Origin of the sequence: Arthrobacter sp. SLBN-53 (assembly GCF_006715585.1) — a bacterium.
GTDB classification, from domain to species: Bacteria; Actinomycetota; Actinomycetes; order Mycobacteriales; family Mycobacteriaceae; genus Mycobacterium; species Mycobacterium neoaurum_A.
Map to the genome: position 1 here is coordinate 1,445,892 of NZ_VFNN01000001.1, position 21,273 is coordinate 1,467,164.

Below are 21,273 nucleotides of genomic sequence, written 5' to 3' on the forward strand. Positions count from 1 at the left end.
TCGATAGAGTTGTCGGCATGGCAGACAGAGCGTGTTCGGGCAGCGGCAAGAAGTGGACGGTCGACATCGCCGGTAAGCCGATCTGCCCGAAATGCCGTCGTTCGCTGGCCACGGTGGCGGGCCGGGGCCGCAAGATCACGGACCTGCCCCAGGTACCGCGGCACGACAAGCCTGCTCGCGCAGCGCGGACAGCGAACTAGTCACCGGCTTACTGATCGCCGACGTCCTGGTGACCGATGTCGGCGAGCCGACACCCGTTGCGGCCGGCCGCCTTCGCCTCGTACATCGCCCGGTCGGCGGCAAGCAGGAGTTCCTCTGCGTCGTCCGCCGCGCGGGCGATGGCGATCCCTACGCTCAGACCCACGGCACCGGTCCAATCGCCGACCGTCATCGGGGCCGAAACGGTGTCGATGAGCCTGCGCCCCAATGCCATTGCGGATTCGGGTAGCAGTGCGTCACACAGGATCACCACGAACTCGTCACCGCCCCGGCGGGCCACCGTATCGCCGGTCCGCACCACTGCAACCAGCCGCTTCGCCACCGTGGTCAGGACGATATCGCCCGTACTGTGCCCGAGTTGGTCGTTGACCTGCTTGAACCCGTCCAGATCGATGCACAGCAGCGCGAACGGTGTGGCCCGCGCGATGTATTCGGCGAGACGTTGGTAGAGCAGCGCCCGGTTCGGCAGGCCGGTCAGCGGGTCATGGGAGGCGTTGTGCACCAATTGTTCTTCGAGCTCTTTACGGCGCGACGTGTCGCGCACCGACACCACGTAACCGTCACGCTCACCGGTAACGGCGTCCCGGGTGACGCGGACGAATGCCTCGATCCACACCCAGCCGCCGTCCTTGTGCCGCATCCGGTGCTCGGTGGTGAAGCTGTCGACCTGGCCCTCTCGCATCGCCAGCATCTTGCGCCCGAAGGTGCCGACGTCATCTGGATGGGTGATATCGCTGGCCCGTTCACCGACCAACTCGGCGGCCTCGTAGCCCAGCAGCGAGCGGATCGAGGGCGAGACGTAGCGGCGGATGCCGTCCATGCTGCCGCGGATGAGCGTGTCCGCCGAGTTCTCGGCAACCAGCCGGTACAGGCCCGCGGCGGCCGTCAGCTGCAGGTGGTGGGCGGCCAACGATCCGAATGCCTCGAGTTGGTCCCGCAGACCGGCGGTGATGGTGCGTGGCTGCGGGTCGGCGACCCAGAGCGCGCGCTCGGCGGTCGAATCGATGATCACCGGCACGGCGGCGACGAACCTGGCCTCGCCCAGCACGCTCGGCACCGGGTACCCCTGACCCGACGCATCGTCGAGGAACACCGCGCTCGGTGGGATATCGGCCCGATCGCCGAGCACCATCGCCTGCCGGCAATCCAGTGCCGTCCGGACCGTTCGGCAGAGCGTGTCGAGGAACGACGCGCCGCGGTCGGTCAGATCCACACACCCTTGCCGACGGCCACCACACCGCCGGAGCTGATGGAGAATCGCTCGCGGTCCTTGTCCAGGTCGACACCGACCATCTCGCCGGGCCCGACGACGACGTTCTTGTCCAGGATCGCCCGCCGCACCACCGCGCCCCGACCGATCCGTACACCGGGCATCAGCACGCTGCCCTCGACGATCGCGCCGTCTTCGATGGCCACATTCGACGACAGCACCGAGTTGCGCACCGACGCCGCGGAAATGATGCTCCCCGCACCGACCACCGATTCCTGAGCGGAACCGCCGTTGACGAATTTGGCGGGCGCCAGGTTCTCCGAGCCCCCGCGAATCGGCCAGCGCTTGTTGTACAGGTTGAACACCGGGTGCACCGAGACCAGGTCCATATGGGCGTCGTAGAACGCGTCCAGCGTGCCGACGTCACGCCAGTAGCCGTGGTCACGTTCGGTGGCGCCGGGCACCTCGTTGTCGTCGAAGTCGTAGACGCCGGCCATCCCGTCGGCCACCAGTCGCGGGATGATGTCCCCGCCCATGTCGTGGTCGGAATGGTCCTCGTCGGCATCGGCGCGGATCGCGTCGATGAGCACCTTGGTCGTGAAGATGTAGTTGCCCATCGAGGCGAAGGTCTGTTCCGGATCATCCGGGGTGCCCGGCGGGTCGGCGGGCTTCTCGATGAAGCTGCGGATGCGACCCGATTCGTCGGCATCGATGCAGCCGAAGGCCGACGCCTCCGACCGCGGCACCCGGATACCGGCGACTGTCGCGCCGGCACCGCTCTCGATGTGATGCGCGAGCATCTGTTCGGGATCCATCCGGTAGACGTGGTCGGCACCGAAGATGACGATGTAATCCGGGTCCTCGTCGTAGATCAGGTTCAGCGATTGATAGATCGCGTCGGCCGATCCGGTGTACCACCGCGGTCCCAGACGCTGTTGTGCCGGGACGGGGGTGATGTATTCACCGGCCAATCCGGACAGTCGCCAGTTCTGCGAGATATGCCTGTCCAGCGAGTGCGATTTGTATTGCGTGAGTACGCAGATACGGAGGAACCGCGCGTTCACCAGATTGGACAGCACGAAGTCGATCAACCGATATCCGCCGCCGAAAGGCACCGCGGGCTTTGCCCGGTCCGCCGTCAAAGGGTAAAGGCGCTTACCCTCCCCCCCAGCGAGGACGATGCCCAGCACATGTGGCGCTTCCCTCATGGTCCCAACCTATCGGGCTGACCGCGGTGCGGCTAGCCAATCGCCCGAACAACAGGCTGCACGTCAAGGTGTTTGGGCCCGCCGAGATGTCCACGAGATGTCCAGAAAGCGCACAGGGGTGCGCCGGTCCGCCCCCGCCCGTTACCGTGCACACCATGCGGGTGGCGATGATGTCTCGGGAGTATCCGCCGGAGATCTACGGTGGAGCCGGTGTGCACGTGACGGAGCTGGTCTCGCAGTTGCGCCGATTGTGCGAGGTGGACGTGCACTGTATGGGCGCTCCGCGCGATACCGCGATCGTCGCCCAGCCGGACCCCGCACTGAAGTCGGCCAATCCCGCGCTGGCCACGCTGTCGGCGGATCTGGTGATGGCCAACGCCGCCGCGTCGGCGACGGTGGCGCATTCGCACACCTGGTACACCGGGATGGCCGGGCACCTCGCGGCGCTGCTCCACGGCATTCCGCACGTGCTGACCGCCCATTCGCTGGAACCGATGCGGCCGTGGAAGGCCGAGCAGCTCGGCGGCGGGTATCGGGTGTCCTCCTGGGTGGAGCGCACGGCGGTGGAGGCGGCCGACGCGGTGATCGCCGTGAGCTCCGGGATGCGCAACGACGTTCTGGCCACCTACCCGGCGCTGGACTCCGATCGGGTGCACGTGGTGCGCAACGGGATCGACACCGAGGTCTGGTACCCGGCCGCGCCCGAACCGGGCGCCTCGGTACTCGCCGAGCTCGGCGTCGACCCGTCCCGCCCGATCGTGGCATTCGTCGGGCGCATCACCAGGCAGAAGGGCGTCGCACACCTGGTCGCCGCCGCCCACAAGTTCGATCCCGCGATTCAGCTGGTGCTGTGCGCTGGCGCCCCGGACACTCCAGAGATCGCCGCTGAAGTCAGCGCGGCCGTGCAGGAGCTCGGCGCCGCGCGATCCGGGGTGTTCTGGGTGCGCGAAATGCTGCCGGTACCCAAGATCCGCGAAATTCTCTCGGCATCAGCCGCTTTCGTCTGCCCGTCGGTCTACGAGCCGCTGGGAATCGTCAACCTGGAGGCGATGGCCTGCGGTACCGCCGTCGTCGCATCCGATGTCGGCGGCATCCCCGAGGTCGTCGCCGACAACAGCACCGGTCTGCTGGTCCACTACGACGCCGCGGATGCCCGCGGTTTCGAGGACGGGTTGGCCCGCGCCGTCAACGCGCTCGTCGCCGATCCCGAGCGCGCCCGCGGCTACGGCGCCGCCGGTCGACAGCGGTGCATCGAGGAATTCTCCTGGGCGCAGATCGCCGAGCAGACGCTTCGCATCTACGAAGCCGTATCGCGCTGACCTACGGTCAGCGCGATACCGAGGGCATAGCCCTAGCTGGTGACGCCCTTGAGTTCGTCGCCGAGGGCGGCCGCCTCAGCGGGGGTCAGCTCTACGACGAGCCGTCCACCGCCTTCCAGTGGTACCCGCATCACGATGCCGCGCCCCTCCTTGGTCGCTTCCAATGGACCGTCTCCAGTCCGGGGCTTCATCGCCGCCATCGTGTGCTCCCTCCGCGTGAGCCGGCCCGCTGTGAAACGGACCCGATCAAGACCGGCGTGTGCCGGCACAGAATTGCCAGTGAACTCATCCTATTGTTCCCTATCGCTACGGCGGGGTGTGAAAAGACCCGGCAAAACTGACGGAACGTGACCGGATCGAGGCGAGCTACCCCGCACTGGGCACCCAGCACGTCGCTATATGGTCGTCGACCATCCCGGTCGCCTGCATCAGCGCATAGGCCGTCGTCGGCCCCACGAAGCGAAAGCCGCGACGCTTCAGTTCCTTGGCCATCGCGGTCGATTCCGCAGTGACCGCGGGGACATCGGCCATCACTTCCGGGCGGGGCCGCCGGGCCGGCGCGAAAGACCACAGCAAATCCGAGAAGTCGACATCGAGATCACCGATGACACGCGCGTTGTTGATGGTGGCCTCGATCTTCGCGCGGTTGCGCACGATCTCGACATCATCCATCAGGCGCGCGATATCGGCATCGGTGAAGCGCGCGACCTGTTCGGGGTCGAACCCGGCGAAGGCGCGGCGGAACCCGTCACGCTTACGCAGGATGGTCAACCAGGACAGCCCACTCTGGAACGCCTCGAGGCTGACGCGCTCGAACAGGGCACGCTCGCCGCGCAACGGCACACCCCACTCGGTGTCGTGGTACTCCTGGTAGAGCACCGAATTCGGCGCTGAACCCGTTGGCACCCAACCGCATCGGACCCGGGTGTCCACCTCCGCGGCGGTCACGGTTGCTCACTGCGCGTGTGGGCGGCCCGGTGCTCGGCCGGGAACATGGTCGGGTCATCGACACCGTAGGCGGCCCGCAGTGCCGCCAACTCGCCACGCACCGAGTCGAGTTCGGCACCGAGGCGGTCCAACACCCAGTCGACCTCGCTGGTCTTGTATCCGCGCAGGGTCTGGGTGAACTTCACCGCGTCGACATCGGCGCCGGTGACACCCGAGGCGGGCAGGACCGTCGCCGTCGTGGCCTTCGGCAGCGGCGGCAGCTGCTCACCGCGACCGAACAGCACACTTCCGATGGCAAACAACACCGCGCCGACCAGGATCAGCACCACCAGGTACATCAATATCAGCGTCACGATATCGATACTGCCCTACCGGTGTGACAAGCCTGTGCGACGACTTACGGGCGCAGGGTGTTCATCGGCGGCCGGTCGGCCAGCGACACCCCCGACGTGCGGGGCGTGTAGTCGTCACCATCGGCGAAGAACTGCGTCAGCCCCATCCCGGAGTCCTCGATCCCGCACCGGTTGAGCAGGGTGGCGATCACCTGGCGGCTCATGCTGGCCAGTTCGGTCAGCGGGCGGTTGCGGTGTGTCCGCACCCCCAGGTTGACCTGCGCGATACCGTCCAGCCCGTACCGGTTGTAGGTGTCGACCAGCAGGCCGATCTCCACGCCGTATGCCGGTGCGAACGGCACCGAGGTCAGCAGTTCACGGGTGCCTGCGTACTCGCCGCCCAGCGGCTGCAACAGACAGGTCAACTCGGGGCGCAGGGCGGCCAGCAACGGGCGCGCAACCAGTTCGGTGACCCGCCCGCCGCCATTGGCATCCTCGCTGCCGCTGACCTTGAGCGGGCGCCGGTAGAAACCCTTGACCAGGTGCACGCCGTCGACGGTCAACAACGGACCCAACAGCTTCGGGACGAACATCGGGTCGGGATCGATCAGATCCGAGTCGACGAAGACCACCAGGTCGCCGGTGGTGGCGGCCAGTGAGCGCCACAGCACCTCGCCCTTGCCGGACCGCGGCGCAAGTTCGGGCAGGGCGGTTTCGCGGCTGATCACCCGGGCACCCGCGGCCACCGCGCGGATCTCGGTGTCGTCGGTGGAACCGGAGTCCAGCACGATCAGCTCGTCGACCAGGTTGCCCAGCAGCGGGGTGATGGTCTCGACCACCGATGCGACGGTCTCCTCCTCGTTGAGCGCCGGGAGTACCACCGAGATGGTGCGGCCCCGCTTGGCCTCGATGAGTTCCTCGACCGTCCACGCAGGACGGCCGAAGCTGTGGTCTGCGAACCACGGGTGTCCCACCACCGCATCAGTCTTGTCGATATCGGTCAGTTCTGGTGTCAGCTCAGATATCAGAGTCATGCGCGATCCGCCTTCGGCTGCTCGCTGGGTGTCCTGCACAATCTCACGTTCGGCTGCTCGCTGGGTGTCCTGCACAATCTCACGTTCGGCTGCTCGCTGTACGTCATGCCAGTCCCCTCACCGTGCGCGTCGGCGGACGCGATCCCTGTATCGACGCGACCATCTCCAGTACGCGTCGAGTGGGGCCGACCTCATGCACCCGGAACATGGCGGCTCCGTCGGCGGCGGCCAAGGCCGTCGCCGCCAGCGTGCCCTCCAGGCGTTCGGTCAGTCCCACACCCAGAGTCTCCCCGACAAAATCCTTGTTGCTCAGGGCCATCAGGACCGGCCATCCCGTGTTTACAAGATCTTTTACGTGGCGCAACAAACTAAGACCGTGATGAGTGTTTTTCCCGAAATCGTGGGTCGGATCGATCAAGATCCGATCCCTGGCGACACCGATCGCGTGCGCCCGTTCGGCCGCAGCGGTCACCTCGGCGATGACATCGTCGACCACGCCACGCTCGGTGATGCCGTAGTGCACCCGGAACGGCCGGGTGCGCGGAACCGCGCCGCCGGTGTGTGAGCAGACCAGCCCGGCGCCGAACTCGGCGGCGACCTCGGGCAGACCCGGATCGGCACCGGCCCAGGTGTCGTTGATCAGGTCGGCCCCCGCCGCACAGGCCTGCTTGGCCACCGCCGCACGCCAGGTGTCGACGCTGATCAGCTGATCAGGGTAGGCACCACGCAGCCACTCGATGAACGGCACGACCCTGGCGATCTCCTCGTCCGCATCGACGGTCTGACCGGGCCCGGCCTTGACCCCGCCGATATCGATGATGTCGGCGCCGTCGGCGATCTTGCGGTGGGTGGCCTCCTTGGCCGCCTCGTCGGAGAAGGTGGCCCCGCGGTCGTAGAAGGAGTCAGGCGTGCGGTTGACGATCGCCATGATCAGGGCCCGGTCACCGGCGACCGGGCGGCCGAGGAAAGTCCGCTGCACACGTCCAGGCTAGCCGTGCCGCGGACCGCCCCCGGCTCGCGCCGAATCACCCAGCCGAGTCACCCAGCCGAATCACCTACTTGGGGCGCTTGCCCTCGACGACCTCGTCGACGTACTCGGGGTAGAAGGGCACGTAGCCCTCGTCCTTGCCGGCCAGCACGTACAGCGGGTCCTCGACCTCGTCGCCGTAGCCCTGTTTGCGTAGCTCGACCTTCTGGCTCTTGAACGTCGAGGTGTGCGCCAATTCCTTGACGATCCGGACGAACAGCGGAACCGCGTACCCCGGCAGGTTCGCGTAGACCGACTTTGCCAGCGCCGCACCGTCGAATTCCTGGCCGTCCTTGAGCTGCAGCGCCACCATGCCCGCCCGGCCGCCGGCCCCGGGTACCTCGACGCCGAACACGGTCGCCTCCTCGACCTGGCTGTCGGCCGAGATGGCGGCCTCCACCTCGGTGGTGGCGACGTTCTCGCCCTTCCAGCGGAAGGTGTCCCCGAGCCGGTCGGCGAAGGCGGCGTGGCCGAATCCCTGCGCGCGCATCAGATCGCCGGTGTTGAACCAGACGTCGCCGTCCTTGAACGCGTCGCGGACCAGCTTCTTCTCCGAGGCGGACTTGTCGGTGTAGCCGTCGAACGGCTGGAAACTGCTGACCTTGGACAGCAGCAGGCCAGGCTGGCCGCGCTTGACCTTGCGCAGCCGCCCGTCGGGGCCCCTGGCGGGCTCGCCGGATTCCAGGTCGTATTCGACGTAGGCCACCGGGCTCGGGCAGATGCCGGTCGACTTGGACACGTTGAAGACGTTGACGAAGGCGGTGTTGCCCTCGCTGGCCGCGTAGAACTCGCAGACCCGCGGAATTCCGAACCGCTCGACGAACTGGTCCCAGATGGCCGGCCGCAACCCGTTGCCGACGATGACGCGCACCTTGTGCGCTCGGTCGGTGGGCTTGGGCGGCTGGTTGAGCAGGTATCCGCAGATCTCGCCGATGTAGACGAACGCGGTGGCGTCGAACCGGATGACGTCATCCCAGAAGCGTGATGCCGAGAACGACTTGCCAAGGGCCAGTGCGGCTCCCGCGTTCAGCACCGAACCGACCGAGACAGTCAGCGCATTGTTGTGATAGAGCGGCAGGCAGCAATACAGGGTGTCGCTGCTGTTGAGCCGCAGCCCCAATCCGCCGAAGCCGGCCAACGCGCGCAGCCAGCGGTAGTGCGTCATGACGCTGGCCTTGGGCATACCGGTCGTTCCGGAGGTGAAGATGTAGAAAGCCTTGTCCCCGGCCAGCACCGCGGCGGTGGTCGCCGGATTGGTGGTGGGCGCGGTGGTGGCGGCCTGGCGCATCTCCTCCAGAGTCGTCAGACCGGTTGTCTGAACCCCGCTCTCGGTGATCGGCTCGACGAGATCGGACTCGGCGATGATCGCCTTGGCGTTCAGCAGACCGATGCTGTGCGCCAGCACGTTTCCGCGCTGGTGGTAGTTCAGCATGCCCGCGGTGGCACCGCACTTGACCGTCGCCAGCATCAACAGCACCGAGTCGGGCGAATTGCGCAGCATGATGCCGACCACGTCGCCGTGGCCAACGCCCTTGGCCGCCAGCACCGCCGCGTATCGGTTGACCGTCTCGTTGGCCTTGCGATAGGTGATCTGTTGGTCGTCGAATTTCAGGAACACCCTGTCGCCGTACTGTGCGGCGCGTTCCTGGAACACCTTGCCGATGGATGTCTTGGCCGAGGGCCGGGCACTCATGCCGGTCAGGACGCCGCGGGCAATGGCCGGCGCATCGCGGAGGAAGCCTGGGAGTTTGGTGGCGATTTCCAGCAGTCCCACGCTGGTGCGCGTCGTGTCGTCACTCATGACCACACCTTAGTGATTCGGGCTACATGCGCTGAGAGCCGTCTCAACATCGGCGGTGACCACCAACCGGTCCAGCGCACCTTCGCTGACGTATCCGGTCGCAACCAGGCCGCGCAACCAGGTCAGCAAACCGTCGTAGTGCCCGAACGGGTCGAGCATGATGATGGGCTTGTCGTGCATGCCCAGGTAGCCGGCCGTCCATGCCTCGAAGAACTCCTCGAGCGTGCCGATCCCGCCGGGCAGCGCGATGAAGGCATCGGCACGCTCCTCCATGACCTGCTTGCGTTCCCGCATGGTGTCGGTGACGACCAGTTCGTCGGCGTCGACGTCGGCGAGTTCGCGGTGCACGAGCGCCTTCGGGATGACCCCGATGGTGGCTCCGTTGTGCTGGCGGGCACCATCGGCGACGGCGCCCATCGCCGAGACGTTGCCGCCGCCGGAGACCAGGGTCCAGCCCCGGTCGGCGATGGACCGTCCGACCTCGCCGGCGAGTTTGAGCAGTTCGGGATGGGTGGGGCCGGATGCGCAGTACACGCAGACGGCCCAGGGGCGGGTTTCGGGCACGGGTAGAACGTACCGACGGTTTCGCCGAGGTTCCATCGACATTCGCCCTAGACTGCCGCTGTGCCGGATCTGGTCGACGCTGCCGCTGCGGCGCTGGCCCGTGGTGACCTGGCCGTCGCGGAGGAACAGGCGCGCAGCGCGCTGGCCGACGGCACGTCGTTACCCGCCCTGTTGATCCTGGCCCAGGCGCTGGCCTGGCAGGGCCGCGGCACCGATGCCGACGCGGTCTTGGCGCAGGTGGATCCCGCTGGTCTCGGCGACGGGGACCTCATCGCGTGGGCGCTGCCGCGGGCGGCCAATCAGTTCTGGATGCTCGATCAGCCGGAACGGGCAACGGCATTCCTGCGGGCGATCCGCGGCCGGCTGTCTTCGGCGGTGACGATCGATGCGTTGCTGTGCACGTTCGCGATGAACGCCGGTAGCCCACAGCGGGCGCTGGACATCGCCGAGTCGGTGCTGTCGTGCGACCACGCCGAGGATCGTGCGGTCGGCTGGGCCGCGGCGGCCGCCGGGCTGTCTGCGGCCAGGATGGGCCGGTTCGACCAGGTCGATGGACTGGCCGCCCGGGCGGGCGCGGCCGGGCACCCCGGAGTGCTGCGCTTCACCTCGGCCTATGGCCAGATCACCGCGCGACTGCTGACCGGTGACATCGGTGCCGCCGACGAGGTGGCCGACGGGCTGGTGTGCGATACCGGCCCGTCACGGGCGATCGCGCTGGTGCTGCGCGCCGATATCGCGCTGGCCCGCGGGATGCTCGACGAGGCGGTCGAGGGGTTGCGGGAAGCGGCGCCGGCGCTGTCGACGACGGGATACTCGTGGGGGCCGCTGGCGTGGATGTTGTTGGCGCAGGCGCACGCTCAGCAGGGGCGGGCGGTCGACGCGGCCAAGGCCCTGTCGCGAGCAGAGTCCCGGCACGGTTTGAAGTCCATGCTCTTCGCCCCGGAGCTGGCGCTCGCCAAGGCCTGGACGGCGGCTACCCGGCGGGATCAGGCGGGTGCGGTGCGGGCCGCCCGCGAAGCAGCGCGCGCGGCGTTGCGGGGCGGGCAGCATGCGGTGGCGTTGCGGGCACTGCACGATGCGGTCCGCCTCGGTGACACCCGCGCCGCGGAGGCGATCGCCGGTGTGTCGTGTGAGTGTGTGTTCGGCAGGCTGACCGCCGAGCATGCGCAAGCGCTGTCGATGGGCGATATCGCCGGACTCGAATCCGTGGCCGCGCGGTGGGATGGGCTGGGCTGGGGCGCGGCGGCCCGCGACGCGGCGCGGCAGGCCGGTCGGAGCTGACCAGATTCGTGCAGTTCACCGCGGCGGTGCCGCCATAGAATTGGTGCGATATCGAACGGGGGCCGCTCATGACCGATCAGTTTTCCGTCCAGACCGACGGGGTGCGTAACTATGCGCAGACGCATTCGGACGTCAACTCGGGCCTGGTCGGACTGCCCGCTCTCGACGGCACCGGCCTTAACAACAGCCACGGGGCCATCGCCGCGTCGGTCAGCACCGCGTTGGGGTCGGCACTGAGCGGGCGCGGCGGGGCCATGGGCGCCACCTCCACCTCGGCATCGACGATCTCGGATCTGTTGCAGCAGGCGGCCAGGGCCTACGCCGGTGGCGACGAGGAAGGCGGCCGGCGACTGCGGGCGGCCGCCGACGCATTGGACGGCGGGCAGCCCGGTGCCGGTGGGACGGGTGCTGCCGGTGCGGCGGGTGCCGGTGGAGCCGACGCGATGGGCCAGATGGGCCAGATCATGGGTCAGGTCGGCCAGCAGGTCGGCCAGCTCGCCCAGTCCGTCACCGCACCGCTGCAGGGCTTGGCCCAAGGGCTGCAACAGGTTCCGCAGCAGATCATGCAGGGTGTCCAGCAGGCCGTCCAAGCGGCCGGCAGTGCCGGTGCGGCGGGTGCTGCCGGCGGCGCGGGCATGAAACCACCCTCCCGCGACGAATTGAAGGATGCGGAGAAAGCCGTCGCGGAGAACGCCGAGAAGGCCGATCGCGCCGAACGCCGTGAGACCGGCGAGCGCACCGAAGCCGCCGACGCGCAGGGCGGGCAGGACGGTTCCGGGCGGGCGCCGGTCGAGGCCCCCGCCCCGGCGCAGCCCGCGCCGACGCGCCCCCAGGTGGATTAGGCCGGCCGTCAACTACGTCGCCAACACCCCGTCGGCCAGCCGCAACCGCCGCTGGATACCGATGTTGTCCAGGAAGCTTCGGTCGTGGCTGACCACGACGAAGGCGCCGCGGTAGGCGTTCAGGGCAGACTCCAGCTGCGCGACGCTGGCCAGGTCGAGATTGTTGGTCGGCTCGTCGAGCAGCAACAGCTGGGGCGCGGGCTCGGCGAACAGCACACACGCCAGGGTCGCCCGCAACCGCTCGCCCCCGGACAGCGCGGCGATCGGCAGATCGATGCGATCGCCCCGGAACAGGAACTGCGCCAACAGGTGCCGGCGCCGGGTGATCGACAGGCCGGGTGCGGAGACCGCCAGACTGTCGGCCACCGTGGCCCGCTCGTCGAGGAGGTCCAGACGCTGGGACAGATAGGCGATCCGCCCGTCGCCACGCTGCACGACGCCGTCACCCGGTTCGAGATCACCGGCGATGATGCGCAGCAACGTCGACTTTCCGACCCCGTTGCCACCGGTCAGTGCGATGCGCTCCGGGCCACGGATGTCCAGATCGATATCTGCGAAAACCGGCGACGACAAGCCGGTTCCGCTGAACAGCACCCGGCCGGCGGGTACCTCGGTCTCCGGAAGGTCGAGGGCGACCACGTCCTCCTCACGCAGGGCACGCTCGGCATCGTCGAGGCGACTGCGGGCGTCACCGACGCGCCGCGCGTGCATGTCATCGGCCTTGGCCGCGGACTGTTGGGCATCCCGTTTCAACTTGCCCGCAACAATTTTCGGCAGACCGGCATCCTTGAGATTGCGTTTGGCGGTGGACGCCCGCTTGTCGGCGCGTTCCCTGGCCTGCTGCATCTGCTGCCTCTGCCGTTTGAGCTCCTGCTCGGCATTGCGGATGTTGTTCTCGGCCAATTCCTGTGCCGACCGCACCGCTTCCTGGTAGTCGGTGAACCCGCCACCGAAGTGCGACACCTCGCCGTCCCGGAGTTCGGCGATACCGTCCATCCGGTCCAACAACACCCGGTCGTGACTCACCACGAGCAGGCATCCGCCGAAATCGTCGAGAGCCGCGTAGAGACGTTGACGCGCATCGATATCCAAATTGTTGGTGGGTTCGTCGAGCAGCAGCACATCAGGGTGGCGCAGCAGCTGCGCGGTCAGCCCGAGTGAGACCACCTGCCCACCGGAGAGCGTGGACAGCGGCCGGTCCAGCTCCAGGTCCACAAGGCCCAGCCGGTCGAGCTGGGCGCGCGACCGTTCGGCGATGTCCCAGTCGTCACCGATCGCGGTGAACACATGCTCGCTCGCATCGCCTGCGGTCAGCGCATCCAGCGCCGCCAGCACCGCGGTGATGCCGAGGACGTCGGACACCGTGTGCCGGGCCAGGAACGGCAGATTCTGCGGCAGGTATCCGAGGACGCCGTCGACCGTGAGACTGCCTGCGGTCGGTGTCAATTCTCCGGCGATGAGCCGCAACAAGGTGGTCTTGCCCGCGCCGTTGGGCGCGACCAGGCCGGTGCGGCCACGGCCGAACGAAGACGACAGCTCGTCGAATACGACGGTGCCATCGGGCCAGCTGAACGAAAGATGGGACAGCACAATAGACATGCGGGGACTCCACGGAGACGAAGAGGATGGTGGACGACAGCAGAAATCTCGGGGACTTACCCGGAGATGTCGTCGATTCCCAGCACGAAAACCATGCTACCCATCGGGTCAAGCGGTTAAGTACGCCCGCAACGTCTCGGTAGTCGCGGTGATCGCGGTGATGTCGACATGTTCGTCGACCTTGTGCGCCAGGTTCGGGTCGCCCGGCCCGTAGTTCACCGCGGCGATGCCCAGCGCGGCGAAGCGGGACACATCGGTCCAGCCGTACTTGGCGCGCACCTGTCCCCCGGCCGCGGCGACCAGTGCCGCCGCAGCGGGATTGGCCAGCCCCGGCAGCGCGCCGGCGGCCGCGTCGGTGGTCTCGCAGGTCACGTCGAGGCCCGCGAGCACCTCGTGCACGTGCGCCACCGCCTGCTCGACGCTGCGGTCGGGCGCGAAGCGGAAGTTGATGGTCACCGACGCGGCGTCAGGGATGACATTGCCCGCGATGCCACCGTCGATCCGCACGGCGGACAACCCTTCGCGGTACACGCAGCCATCGATGTCCACGCTGCGGGCCTGATACCGGGAAAGTCTGTCGAGCACGGCGCCGAGTTTGTGGATGGCGTTGTCGCCCAGCCAAGATCGCGCCGAGTGCGCTCGGGTTCCCGAGGCCGTGGCCACCACGCGGATGGTTCCCTGGCAGCCCGCCTCGATGAAACCGCCGGAGGGCTCCCCGAGGATCGCCACATCGGCGGCCAACCACTCCGGCAGCTCTCGCTCGATGCGGCCCAGGCCGTTGGCGCTGGACTCGATCTCCTCGCAGTCGTACATGACCAGGGTCAGATCATGGGCGGGCTCGGCGATGGTGGCGGCGAGGTGCAGGAACACCGCGTCACCGGATTTCATGTCCGAGGTACCGCAGCCGTACATCAGGTCCCCGTCGCGACGGCTCGGCACATTGTCGGCGGCGGGCACGGTGTCGGTGTGCCCGGCCAGCAGCACCCGGGAGCTGCGGCCCAGGTTGGTGCGCGCCAACACCGCGTTCCCGGAGCGGATGACCTCGAAGTGCGGGGCCTGCGCCCGGAGCGCGGACTCGATCTCGTCGGCGATGCGCTGCTCGTGACGCGACTCGCTGGGGATGTCCACCAGGGCGGCGGTCAGTGTGATCGGGTCGGCGCGCAGGTCTAGCCCCATGACGGTCAACCGTAGTCCAGTAACGTAGGGCGACGTGACTGCCGCATCTGGCGTCGGCCTGGCCACCATCGCCGCCGACGGAACCGTACTGGACACCTGGTTTCCCGCCCCCGAGCTGACCGGCGACGGCAGCACCGGCACGGTGCGACTCTCTGTGGCCGAGTTGCCCGAGTCCCTCGGCGCGCTGACCGGCCCGGATGCCGAGCGCGATGTCGAGGTCGTGGCGGTGCGCACCAGCATCGCCGCCCTGGACGACAAGCCCGTCGACACCTATGACGCCTACCTGCGGCTGCACCTGCTCAGCCACCGGCTGACCAAGCCGCACGAGGCGAACCTCGACGGCATCTTCGGCCTGCTCGCCAATGTGGTGTGGACCAACTTCGGCCCGGCCGCGGTCGAGGGCTTCGAACTGGTGCGCGCCAAGCTCCGCAGCCGCGGCGCGGTCGCCGTCTACGGGGTCGACAAGTTCCCGCGGATGGTGGACTACGTGCTGCCCGCCGGGGTGCGTATCGCCGATGCCGACCGCGTCCGCCTCGGGGCGCACCTGGCCCCCGGCACCACCGTGATGCACGAGGGCTTCGTCAACTTCAACGCAGGCACGCTCGGCAACTCGATGGTCGAGGGACGTATCTCCGCCGGTGTGGTCGTCGACGACGGCTCCGATGTCGGCGGCGGCGCCTCCATCATGGGCACGCTGTCCGGCGGCGGTAAAGAGGTCATCTCGATCGGCAAGCGCTGCTTGCTGGGCGCCAACGCCGGTGTGGGCATCTCGCTGGGCGACGATTGCGTCGTCGAGGCCGGGCTGTATGTCACCGGCGGCACCAAGGTCACCACCGGCGACGGCCAGACCATCAAGGCCAAGGAGCTGTCCGGGTCGAACAACCTGCTGTTCCGCCGCAACTCGGTGTCCGGCGCAGTGGAGGTCGTCAAGCGCGACGGCACCGGCATCACGCTGAACGAGGCGCTGCACGCCAACTGATCGTCGCGACCGGATTTCTCCCGCGAGCTGGGGGCACCTCCCGCTTGCGGGGGAACGTAAAACTGTCGATTTCGCGCTGAAAGCAGCAGTTCTACGTCTGCTCGCCGGGGATCAGAGGATGCAGAACTCGTTGCCCTCCGGGTCGGCCAGCACGACCCAGCTCTGCTCGCCCTGGCCGATGTCAACGTGGGTGGCGCCCAGCGCGAGCACCCGGGCCACCTCGGCGGCCTGATCATCGGGCCGGAAGTCCAGGTGGATGCGGTTCTTGACCACCTTGTCGTCCGCGACCGCCAGGAACAGCCACTTCGGGCCCTGGCCGGGTGGCGGGGTCAGCACCACATCACCGTCGGCGTCGGTGTGCGCGGGCCAGTCCAGCACCCGCGACCACCACTGACCGAGCGCCTCCGGGTCATGGGCGTCGATGCAGATCTCGTCAAAGGTCAAAGACATCGGTCGACTCCCGCGTTCGCTCCGGTCCTCGCTCGTCCCTCGCTGCGATCCTCACTCACGCCCGTCTCCCGCGCCATCGGTCGACTCCCGGGTCACTCGGCCAGCTCCTTCTTGAGCACCTTGCCCATCGCATTACGCGGCAGACTCTCGACGATGCGCACCTCACGCGGCCGCTTGTGCACCGAAAGCTGTTCGGCCACAAAGTCGATCACCCGTTGTGGCTCGACATTCCCGACGACGAAGGCGACGATGCGCTGTCCCAGATCCGCATCGGGCAGCCCGACGACCGCCACCTCGTCGATGCCGGGATACCCGAGCAGGACGGTCTCGATCTCACCGGCACCGATCCGGTATCCACCGGACTTGATCAGATCCACCGACTCGCGGCCGACGATGCGGTGCATGCCATCGGCATCGATCACCGCGACATCGCCGGTGCGGAACCAGCCCTCGGGATCGAAGGCCTCGGCGGTGGCATCCTCGCGGTTGAGATAGCCCGTGAACACGGTGGGCCCCTTGAGCTGCAGGTGCCCGATCGTCTCACCGTCGTGCGGCACGAGCGCGCCGTGCTCGTCGACAAGGCGGGTCTGCACCCCGTCCAGCGGTAGCCCGACCCACCCGGGACGCCGCTCACCGTCGGCTCTGGTGCTCAGGGTGATCAGCGATTCGGTGCTGCCATATCGCTCGACGGGCGCATGCCCGGTCAGCCGGACCAGCTCCTCGAACACCGGCACCGGGAGGGCCGCGCTGCCGGACACCAGCAACCGCGCCCCTGCCAGTGCGCGCGCGGCCTGCTCGTCGGCGGCGATCCGCGACCACACCGTGGGCACCCCGAAGTACAGCGAACCACGCGCCTCGGCGTAACCGGCCGGTGACGGTTTCCCGGTGTGCACAAACCGGTTTCCGATCCGCAGCGATCCCAGCAGGCCCAAGACCAGACCGTGCACGTGAAACAGCGGCAGCCCGTGCACCAGGGTGTCCTCGGCCGTCCATTGCCAGGCCTGCGCGAGTGCGTCGATATCGGCGGCGATGGCCTGCCTGCTGATCTTCACGCCCTTGGGCAGCCCGGTGGTTCCCGACGTGTACATGACCATGGCCGTAGACTGCGGCGCAGGTTCTGCGTAACGATGCCAGGACCGCGCGTGCATGCGCACCGGAATATGCGGCAGGCCTTCGGTTTCGGCGGGAAGCTCACCGAGCCAGGCCTGCGCCCCCGAATCGTTCAGCAGATGTGCGCGCTCGGTGGCACCGACGTCGGGCGGCACCGGGACGAACGGCACCCCGGCGATCAGACAGCCGATGACCGCCAGCACCGTGGTGGCCGTCGGGGTGGCCAGGATGGCCACCCGCTGTGCTCGCGCGACCCGTTCGGCGACCGAGGTTCCCGCGCCCACCAGGTCGCTGCGACTCAGGCTCACACCATCGATGCGCACGGCGTCGGCAAGGTCGTGCCCGGCGGCGACCGCGGCCGGGTCCAGCGAGGTCAGCAACACCCATGCGAGGTTACTCTTGGGCCATGGCCCGCATCGAACGGCTGTCCAGTCGTGAGGTATACCGCAACAACTGGATGACGGTGCGCGAGGATGCCATCCGCAGGCCCGACGGCAGCGAGGGCATCTATGGCGTCATCGACAAGCCCACGTACGCACTCGTGATCGCCCGCGACTCGGACCGGTTCCACCTGGTAGAGCAGTATCGATATCCGATCGGGTTGCGGCGCTGGGAATTCCCGCAGGGCACCGCACCGGATCTGGCCGACCTGGAGCCCGAGGAACTGGCCGCCCGCGAGTTGCGAGAGGAGACCGGGCTGCGGGCCGAATCCTTGGTGCGGCTGGGCATGCTGGACGTGGCCCCCGGGATGAGCAGCCAACGCGGCTGGGTCTTCCTGGCCACCGGATTGCACGAGGGCGCTCATGAGCGTGAGCACGAAGAGCAGGACATGCGCAGCGAGTGGTTCACGGCCGCCCAGATCGAGGAGATGATCCGCGGCGGCGCGATCACCGACGCGCAGACCATTGCGGCATGGGCCATGGTCCTGCTGTCCGAACGGAATTGACACCGGAATTGCGTCACAATGTGGTCTCTAATTGACGCAACGGATATGACGATCCGCATTTTTGTCATAACCCGCAGTTACGGTTGGACAGAGCTGATTCCACGACTGAAATGGGAAAGGGATGTTGGTCCGTCGACTGTGCGCCGCGCTTGCCGCCCTTATGGTGGCCGGCCTCTTTCCCGCACCCTCGGCCGGCGCTGCAGCCCAGTGGTGGAACGGTCGCTATCAGGTCGTGAGCTACGCGTCGCAGAAGAACGGCACCAGCGTCGCGGCGCGCCAGCCCGAGGGTGACCTGACGGCGCTCTACACATTCGCCACCGCCTGCGGAACCGCCTGTGTGGCGACCGTCGTGGACGGGCCGGCACCGTCGAATCCCACCATCCCGCAACCGCAGCGCTACACCTGGAGCGCAGGCAAGTGGACCTTCAGCTACAACTGGCAGTGGGAGTGCTTCCGCGGTGAGGGGTTGCCGCGGGTGTACAGCCCCGCGCAGTCGTGGGTCACCTACACACCGCAGCCCGACGGTTCGTTGCAGGGCAGTTGGTACACCGACATCCTCAGTGGGCCGTGCCGCGGTAACGTGCTGATTCCGGCCGCGGCATTCCCCGCTCCCTGACGCTCCTGACGATCAGTCCCGCAATGCGCGCAGGAAGAACATGAGGTTGGCGGGTCGTTCGGCAAGGCGACGCACGAAGTAGCCGTACCACTGCGAGCCGAAGGGCACGTACACCCGAACCCGTCCGCCGGCGTCTGCAAGCCGGCGCTGCTCGTCGTCGCGGATGCCGTAGAGCATCTGGTACTCGAAATCATCGGCGCCACGCCCGTATTCGGCCGCCAGACCGGGCACCCTTTCGATGATCGCCGGATCGTGGGAGGCGACCATCGGATAGCCGGTTCCCGCCATCAGGATCCGCAGGCACCGCAGATAGGACTCGGTGACCTCCTCGGCATCGCGGTGGGCCACCGAGGCCGGTTCGTCATAGGCGCCTTTGCACAGCCGGATCCGAGAGTCCGCCAGATCGGCACAATCGGCCGGGGTGCGTTTCAGATAGGCCTGCAGCACCGTGCCCACCCACCCGAAGTCGGCCCGTAGATCGCGCACGATCGACAGCGTCGAGTCGGTGGTGGTGTGGTCCTCGGCATCGACGGTCACCCACACCCCGGCCGTGGCGGCCCGCTCACAGATGACCCTGGCATTCTCCAGCGCCACCTTCTCACCGTCGCGTTCGAGGGCCTGGCCGAGCGCGGACAGTTTCAGCGACACCTCCAACGGTCGTACCGCCGAGGCGGTCTCGGCGCGGGCGTGCAGCGCGTCCAGGAGGCCGAGATAGGCCCGCACGGTGGCCTGGGCGGTCGCGATGTCGTCGACATCCTCACCGAGATGGTCGATGGACACCATCCGGCCGGAATCCCGAAGGTCGGCCACCGATGTCATGGCGTCCTGCACGGTGTCACCGGGGACGAATCGGTGCACCACCGCACGGGTGATCGGTAATCGTTGCGCGGTGCGACGTAGACCGTCGCGCCGGCCGGCTGCCAGGATCGCCGGGCGCGCCACCCGGGTGAACACACTCATCGCCGGTCTCCCATGTGCGGATACTCATGCCGGGTGGGTGGCACGAACGTCTCCTTGATGGATCGCGGTGACGTCCAGCGCTGCAGATTCAACGGGGATCCGGCCTTGTCATTGGTGCCCGAGGCGCGCGCGCCACCGAACGGTTGCTGGCCGACCACTGCACCGGTGGGCTTGTCGTTGACGTAGAAGTTGCCCGCCGTCTGCCGCAGACGATCCTGGGCGGTGACGATGGCGGTGCGGTCATCGGCGATCACCGCACCGGTCAACGCGTACGGCGCGGTCTGATCCACCACGGTCAGGATGCGGTCGAACTCCGCATCGGGATAGATGTGGACGGCCAGAATCGGTCCGAAGTACTCCGTGGCGAACGACTCGTCGCTGGGGTCGTCGGCCAGCAGCACCGTCGGCCGCACGAAATACCCTTCGCTGTCGTCATATTCGCCGCCGACGGCGATGGTCAGCCCGGGTGTGCTCTTGGCCCGCTGCAGGGCGCGGACGTTCTTGTCGTAGGCGCGGGCATCGATCAGCGCGCCGCCATAGTTGCTCAGATCGGTGACATCGCCGTAGCGCAGCGCCTCGGTGGCCGACAGCAGGTCATCGCCCATCTGCTGCCAGACCGACCGCGGCACATATGCCCTCGATGCTGCCGAGCATTTCTGGCCCTGATAATCGAAGGCGCCCCGGATCAGCGCGGTGCGCAGCACATCCGGCCGGGCGCTGGAATGGGCCAGCACGAAATCCTTACCGCCGGTCTCACCCACCAGCCGCGGATAGCTGCGGTAGCGCTCGACGTGCGTACCGACCTGCCGCCACAGGTGTCGGAACGTCGCCGTGGATCCGGTGAAGTGGATGCCTGCCAGCCGCGGATCGGCCAGCACCACCTCCGATACGGCCTTCCCGTCACCGGTGAGCAGGTTGATCACGCCGGGCGGCAGTCCCGCTGCCTCCAGCAGCTGCATGGTGAGGTATGCCGAGAACGTCTGGGTAGGTGCGGGTTTCCAAATCACGGTATTGCCCATCAGGGCGGGCGCGGTGGGCAGGTTGGCCGCGATGGCGGTGAAGTTGAACGGGGTGATCGCGTAGACGAAACCCTCCAGCGGTCGGTGATCGGTACGGTTCCACACTCCGGGACCGCTCACGGGTTGCTGGGCCAGGATCTGCCGTGCGAACGCCACGTTGAACCGCCAGAAGTCGACGAGCTCGCAGGGCGCGTCGATCTCGGCCTGATACGCCGTCTTGGATTGGCCCAGCATGGTGGCCGCCGCGATCTTCTCCCGCCACGGCCCGGCCAGCAGGTCGGCCGCCCGCAGGAACACCGCCGCCCGTTCCTCGAAGGGTAGGTGCGCCCACTGCGCCTTGGCATCTTCGGCGGCCTCGATGGCAGCCTGCGCCTCGGCGTGCCCGGCGTTGGTCATGGTGCCCAACCGCGCGCGGTGTCGATGCGGCTGCACCACATCGATGGACTCGCCGCCGCCCATCCGATGGACACCGGCGATCACGTGGGGCAGGTCGATCGCGTTGCCGGACAGTTCGTTCAGCGCTGCGGTCAGCCGGGTGCGTTCGGGGGAACCGGGTGCGTATTCGTGCACGGGCTCGTTGGTGGGTGCGGGCACCTGTGCGATGCCGGTGATGGCGTTCATGGCCTCAGGATG

General features: G+C 67.8%; 22 protein-coding genes. 7 read left to right on the forward strand and 15 right to left on the reverse strand.

Features of this window, described 5'->3' with window-relative positions:
• Positions 1-17 precede the first annotated feature (17 nt).
• On the forward strand, positions 18-200 hold the full coding sequence (locus FBY28_RS06810) for a hypothetical protein (RefSeq protein WP_141865349.1): 183 nt from the start codon (positions 18-20) through the stop codon (positions 198-200).
• Between the two features lie 8 nt (positions 201-208).
• Here the strand turns inward: FBY28_RS06810 and FBY28_RS06815 are convergent, their stop codons facing one another.
• A complete protein-coding gene (locus FBY28_RS06815) occupies positions 209-1,432 on the reverse strand; it encodes a sensor domain-containing diguanylate cyclase (RefSeq protein WP_141865350.1) in 1,224 nt (407 codons plus the stop codon).
• Positions 1,423-2,637, reverse strand: coding sequence for a glucose-1-phosphate adenylyltransferase (glgC, locus tag FBY28_RS06820; protein ID WP_141865352.1), 1,215 nt, complete (start codon positions 2,635-2,637; stop codon positions 1,423-1,425). The genes FBY28_RS06815 and glgC overlap by 10 nt, the downstream gene beginning before the upstream one ends.
• A 155-nt stretch (positions 2,638-2,792) precedes the next feature.
• Between glgC and glgA the strand changes: the two genes are divergently transcribed.
• Positions 2,793-3,956: a glycogen synthase gene (gene glgA / locus FBY28_RS06825; RefSeq protein WP_141865354.1), complete on the forward strand. Its 1,164-nt coding sequence runs from the start codon at positions 2,793-2,795 to the stop codon at positions 3,954-3,956.
• A gap of 32 nt (positions 3,957-3,988) precedes the next feature.
• On the opposite strand, the gene FBY28_RS06830 is transcribed toward glgA, so the two are convergent.
• The 7 genes from FBY28_RS06830 to log form a co-directional block, all read right to left on the reverse strand.
• Positions 3,989-4,156, reverse strand: coding sequence for a DUF3117 domain-containing protein (locus FBY28_RS06830; protein WP_019510482.1), 168 nt, complete (start codon positions 4,154-4,156; stop codon positions 3,989-3,991).
• Positions 4,157-4,322: 166 nt separating this feature from the next.
• A complete protein-coding gene (locus tag FBY28_RS06835) occupies positions 4,323-4,904 on the reverse strand; it encodes a DNA-3-methyladenine glycosylase I (RefSeq protein WP_524912011.1) in 582 nt (193 codons plus the stop codon).
• Positions 4,901-5,257 carry a DivIVA domain-containing protein gene (locus tag FBY28_RS06840; RefSeq protein ID WP_141865355.1) on the reverse strand — a complete coding sequence of 119 codons (357 nt, stop codon included), beginning with the start codon at positions 5,255-5,257 and terminating at the stop codon, positions 4,901-4,903. Before FBY28_RS06840 ends, FBY28_RS06835 begins: the two co-directional genes overlap by 4 nt.
• A 44-nt stretch (positions 5,258-5,301) precedes the next feature.
• Positions 5,302-6,270 (reverse strand): glucosyl-3-phosphoglycerate synthase, encoded by a 969-nt coding sequence (locus tag FBY28_RS06845; RefSeq protein ID WP_019510485.1) that lies wholly within the window; start codon positions 6,268-6,270, stop codon positions 5,302-5,304.
• A 103-nt stretch (positions 6,271-6,373) separates the two neighbouring features.
• Positions 6,374-7,249, reverse strand: coding sequence for a dihydropteroate synthase (gene folP / locus FBY28_RS06850; RefSeq protein WP_141865358.1), 876 nt, complete (start codon positions 7,247-7,249; stop codon positions 6,374-6,376).
• Positions 7,250-7,325: 76 nt separating this feature from the next.
• Positions 7,326-9,098, reverse strand: coding sequence for a long-chain-acyl-CoA synthetase FadD6 (gene fadD6, locus FBY28_RS06855; RefSeq protein WP_141865360.1), 1,773 nt, complete (start codon positions 9,096-9,098; stop codon positions 7,326-7,328).
• Positions 9,099-9,107: 9 nt separating this feature from the next.
• Positions 9,108-9,662, reverse strand: coding sequence for a cytokinin riboside 5'-monophosphate phosphoribohydrolase (gene log, locus FBY28_RS06860; RefSeq protein ID WP_019510489.1), 555 nt, complete (start codon positions 9,660-9,662; stop codon positions 9,108-9,110).
• A 60-nt stretch (positions 9,663-9,722) separates the two neighbouring features.
• Between log and FBY28_RS06865 the strand changes: the two genes are divergently transcribed.
• Entirely contained in the window at positions 9,723-10,943 is a 1,221-nt protein-coding gene (locus FBY28_RS06865) for a hypothetical protein (RefSeq protein WP_141865363.1), read from the forward strand.
• 68 nt (positions 10,944-11,011) lie between these two features.
• Positions 11,012-11,785 (forward strand): type VII secretion target, encoded by a 774-nt coding sequence (locus FBY28_RS06870; RefSeq protein WP_141865365.1) that lies wholly within the window; start codon positions 11,012-11,014, stop codon positions 11,783-11,785.
• Between the two features lie 12 nt (positions 11,786-11,797).
• Here FBY28_RS06870 and FBY28_RS06875 read toward each other — a convergent pair whose 3' ends face one another.
• Together FBY28_RS06875 and dapE are read right to left on the reverse strand one after the other, a co-directional pair.
• Positions 11,798-13,384, reverse strand: a complete 1,587-nt coding sequence (locus FBY28_RS06875; protein WP_141865367.1) for an ABC-F family ATP-binding cassette domain-containing protein — start codon at positions 13,382-13,384, stop codon at positions 11,798-11,800.
• A gap of 108 nt (positions 13,385-13,492) precedes the next feature.
• A complete protein-coding gene (gene dapE / locus FBY28_RS06880) occupies positions 13,493-14,560 on the reverse strand; it encodes a succinyl-diaminopimelate desuccinylase (protein WP_141865369.1) in 1,068 nt (355 codons plus the stop codon).
• A gap of 34 nt (positions 14,561-14,594) precedes the next feature.
• Here dapE and dapD point away from each other — a divergent pair, with 34 nt between their 5' ends.
• Entirely contained in the window at positions 14,595-15,539 is a 945-nt protein-coding gene (gene dapD, locus FBY28_RS06885; RefSeq protein WP_141865371.1) for a 2,3,4,5-tetrahydropyridine-2,6-dicarboxylate N-succinyltransferase, read from the forward strand.
• A gap of 111 nt (positions 15,540-15,650) precedes the next feature.
• On the opposite strand, the gene FBY28_RS06890 is transcribed toward dapD, so the two are convergent.
• Positions 15,651-15,989: a VOC family protein gene (locus tag FBY28_RS06890; RefSeq protein ID WP_141865373.1), complete on the reverse strand. Its 339-nt coding sequence runs from the start codon at positions 15,987-15,989 to the stop codon at positions 15,651-15,653.
• A gap of 92 nt (positions 15,990-16,081) precedes the next feature.
• Entirely contained in the window at positions 16,082-17,482 is a 1,401-nt protein-coding gene (locus FBY28_RS06895) for an acyl-CoA synthetase (protein WP_141865375.1), read from the reverse strand.
• Positions 17,483-17,505: 23 nt separating this feature from the next.
• On the opposite strand from FBY28_RS06895, the gene FBY28_RS06900 reads away from it, so the two are divergent.
• Positions 17,506-18,045 (forward strand): NUDIX domain-containing protein, encoded by a 540-nt coding sequence (locus FBY28_RS06900; RefSeq protein WP_019510497.1) that lies wholly within the window; start codon positions 17,506-17,508, stop codon positions 18,043-18,045.
• 121 nt (positions 18,046-18,166) lie between these two features.
• A complete protein-coding gene (locus FBY28_RS06905) occupies positions 18,167-18,661 on the forward strand; it encodes an Rv2253 family sensor-like surface protein (protein ID WP_141865377.1) in 495 nt (164 codons plus the stop codon).
• A 12-nt stretch (positions 18,662-18,673) separates the two neighbouring features.
• Here the strand turns inward: FBY28_RS06905 and FBY28_RS06910 are convergent, their stop codons facing one another.
• Positions 18,674-19,621, reverse strand: a complete 948-nt coding sequence (locus FBY28_RS06910) for a proline dehydrogenase family protein (RefSeq protein WP_141865379.1) — start codon at positions 19,619-19,621, stop codon at positions 18,674-18,676.
• Positions 19,618-21,261 (reverse strand): L-glutamate gamma-semialdehyde dehydrogenase, encoded by a 1,644-nt coding sequence (gene pruA / locus FBY28_RS06915; RefSeq protein WP_141865380.1) that lies wholly within the window; start codon positions 21,259-21,261, stop codon positions 19,618-19,620. Before pruA ends, FBY28_RS06910 begins: the two co-directional genes overlap by 4 nt.
• Positions 21,262-21,273 lie beyond the last annotated feature (12 nt).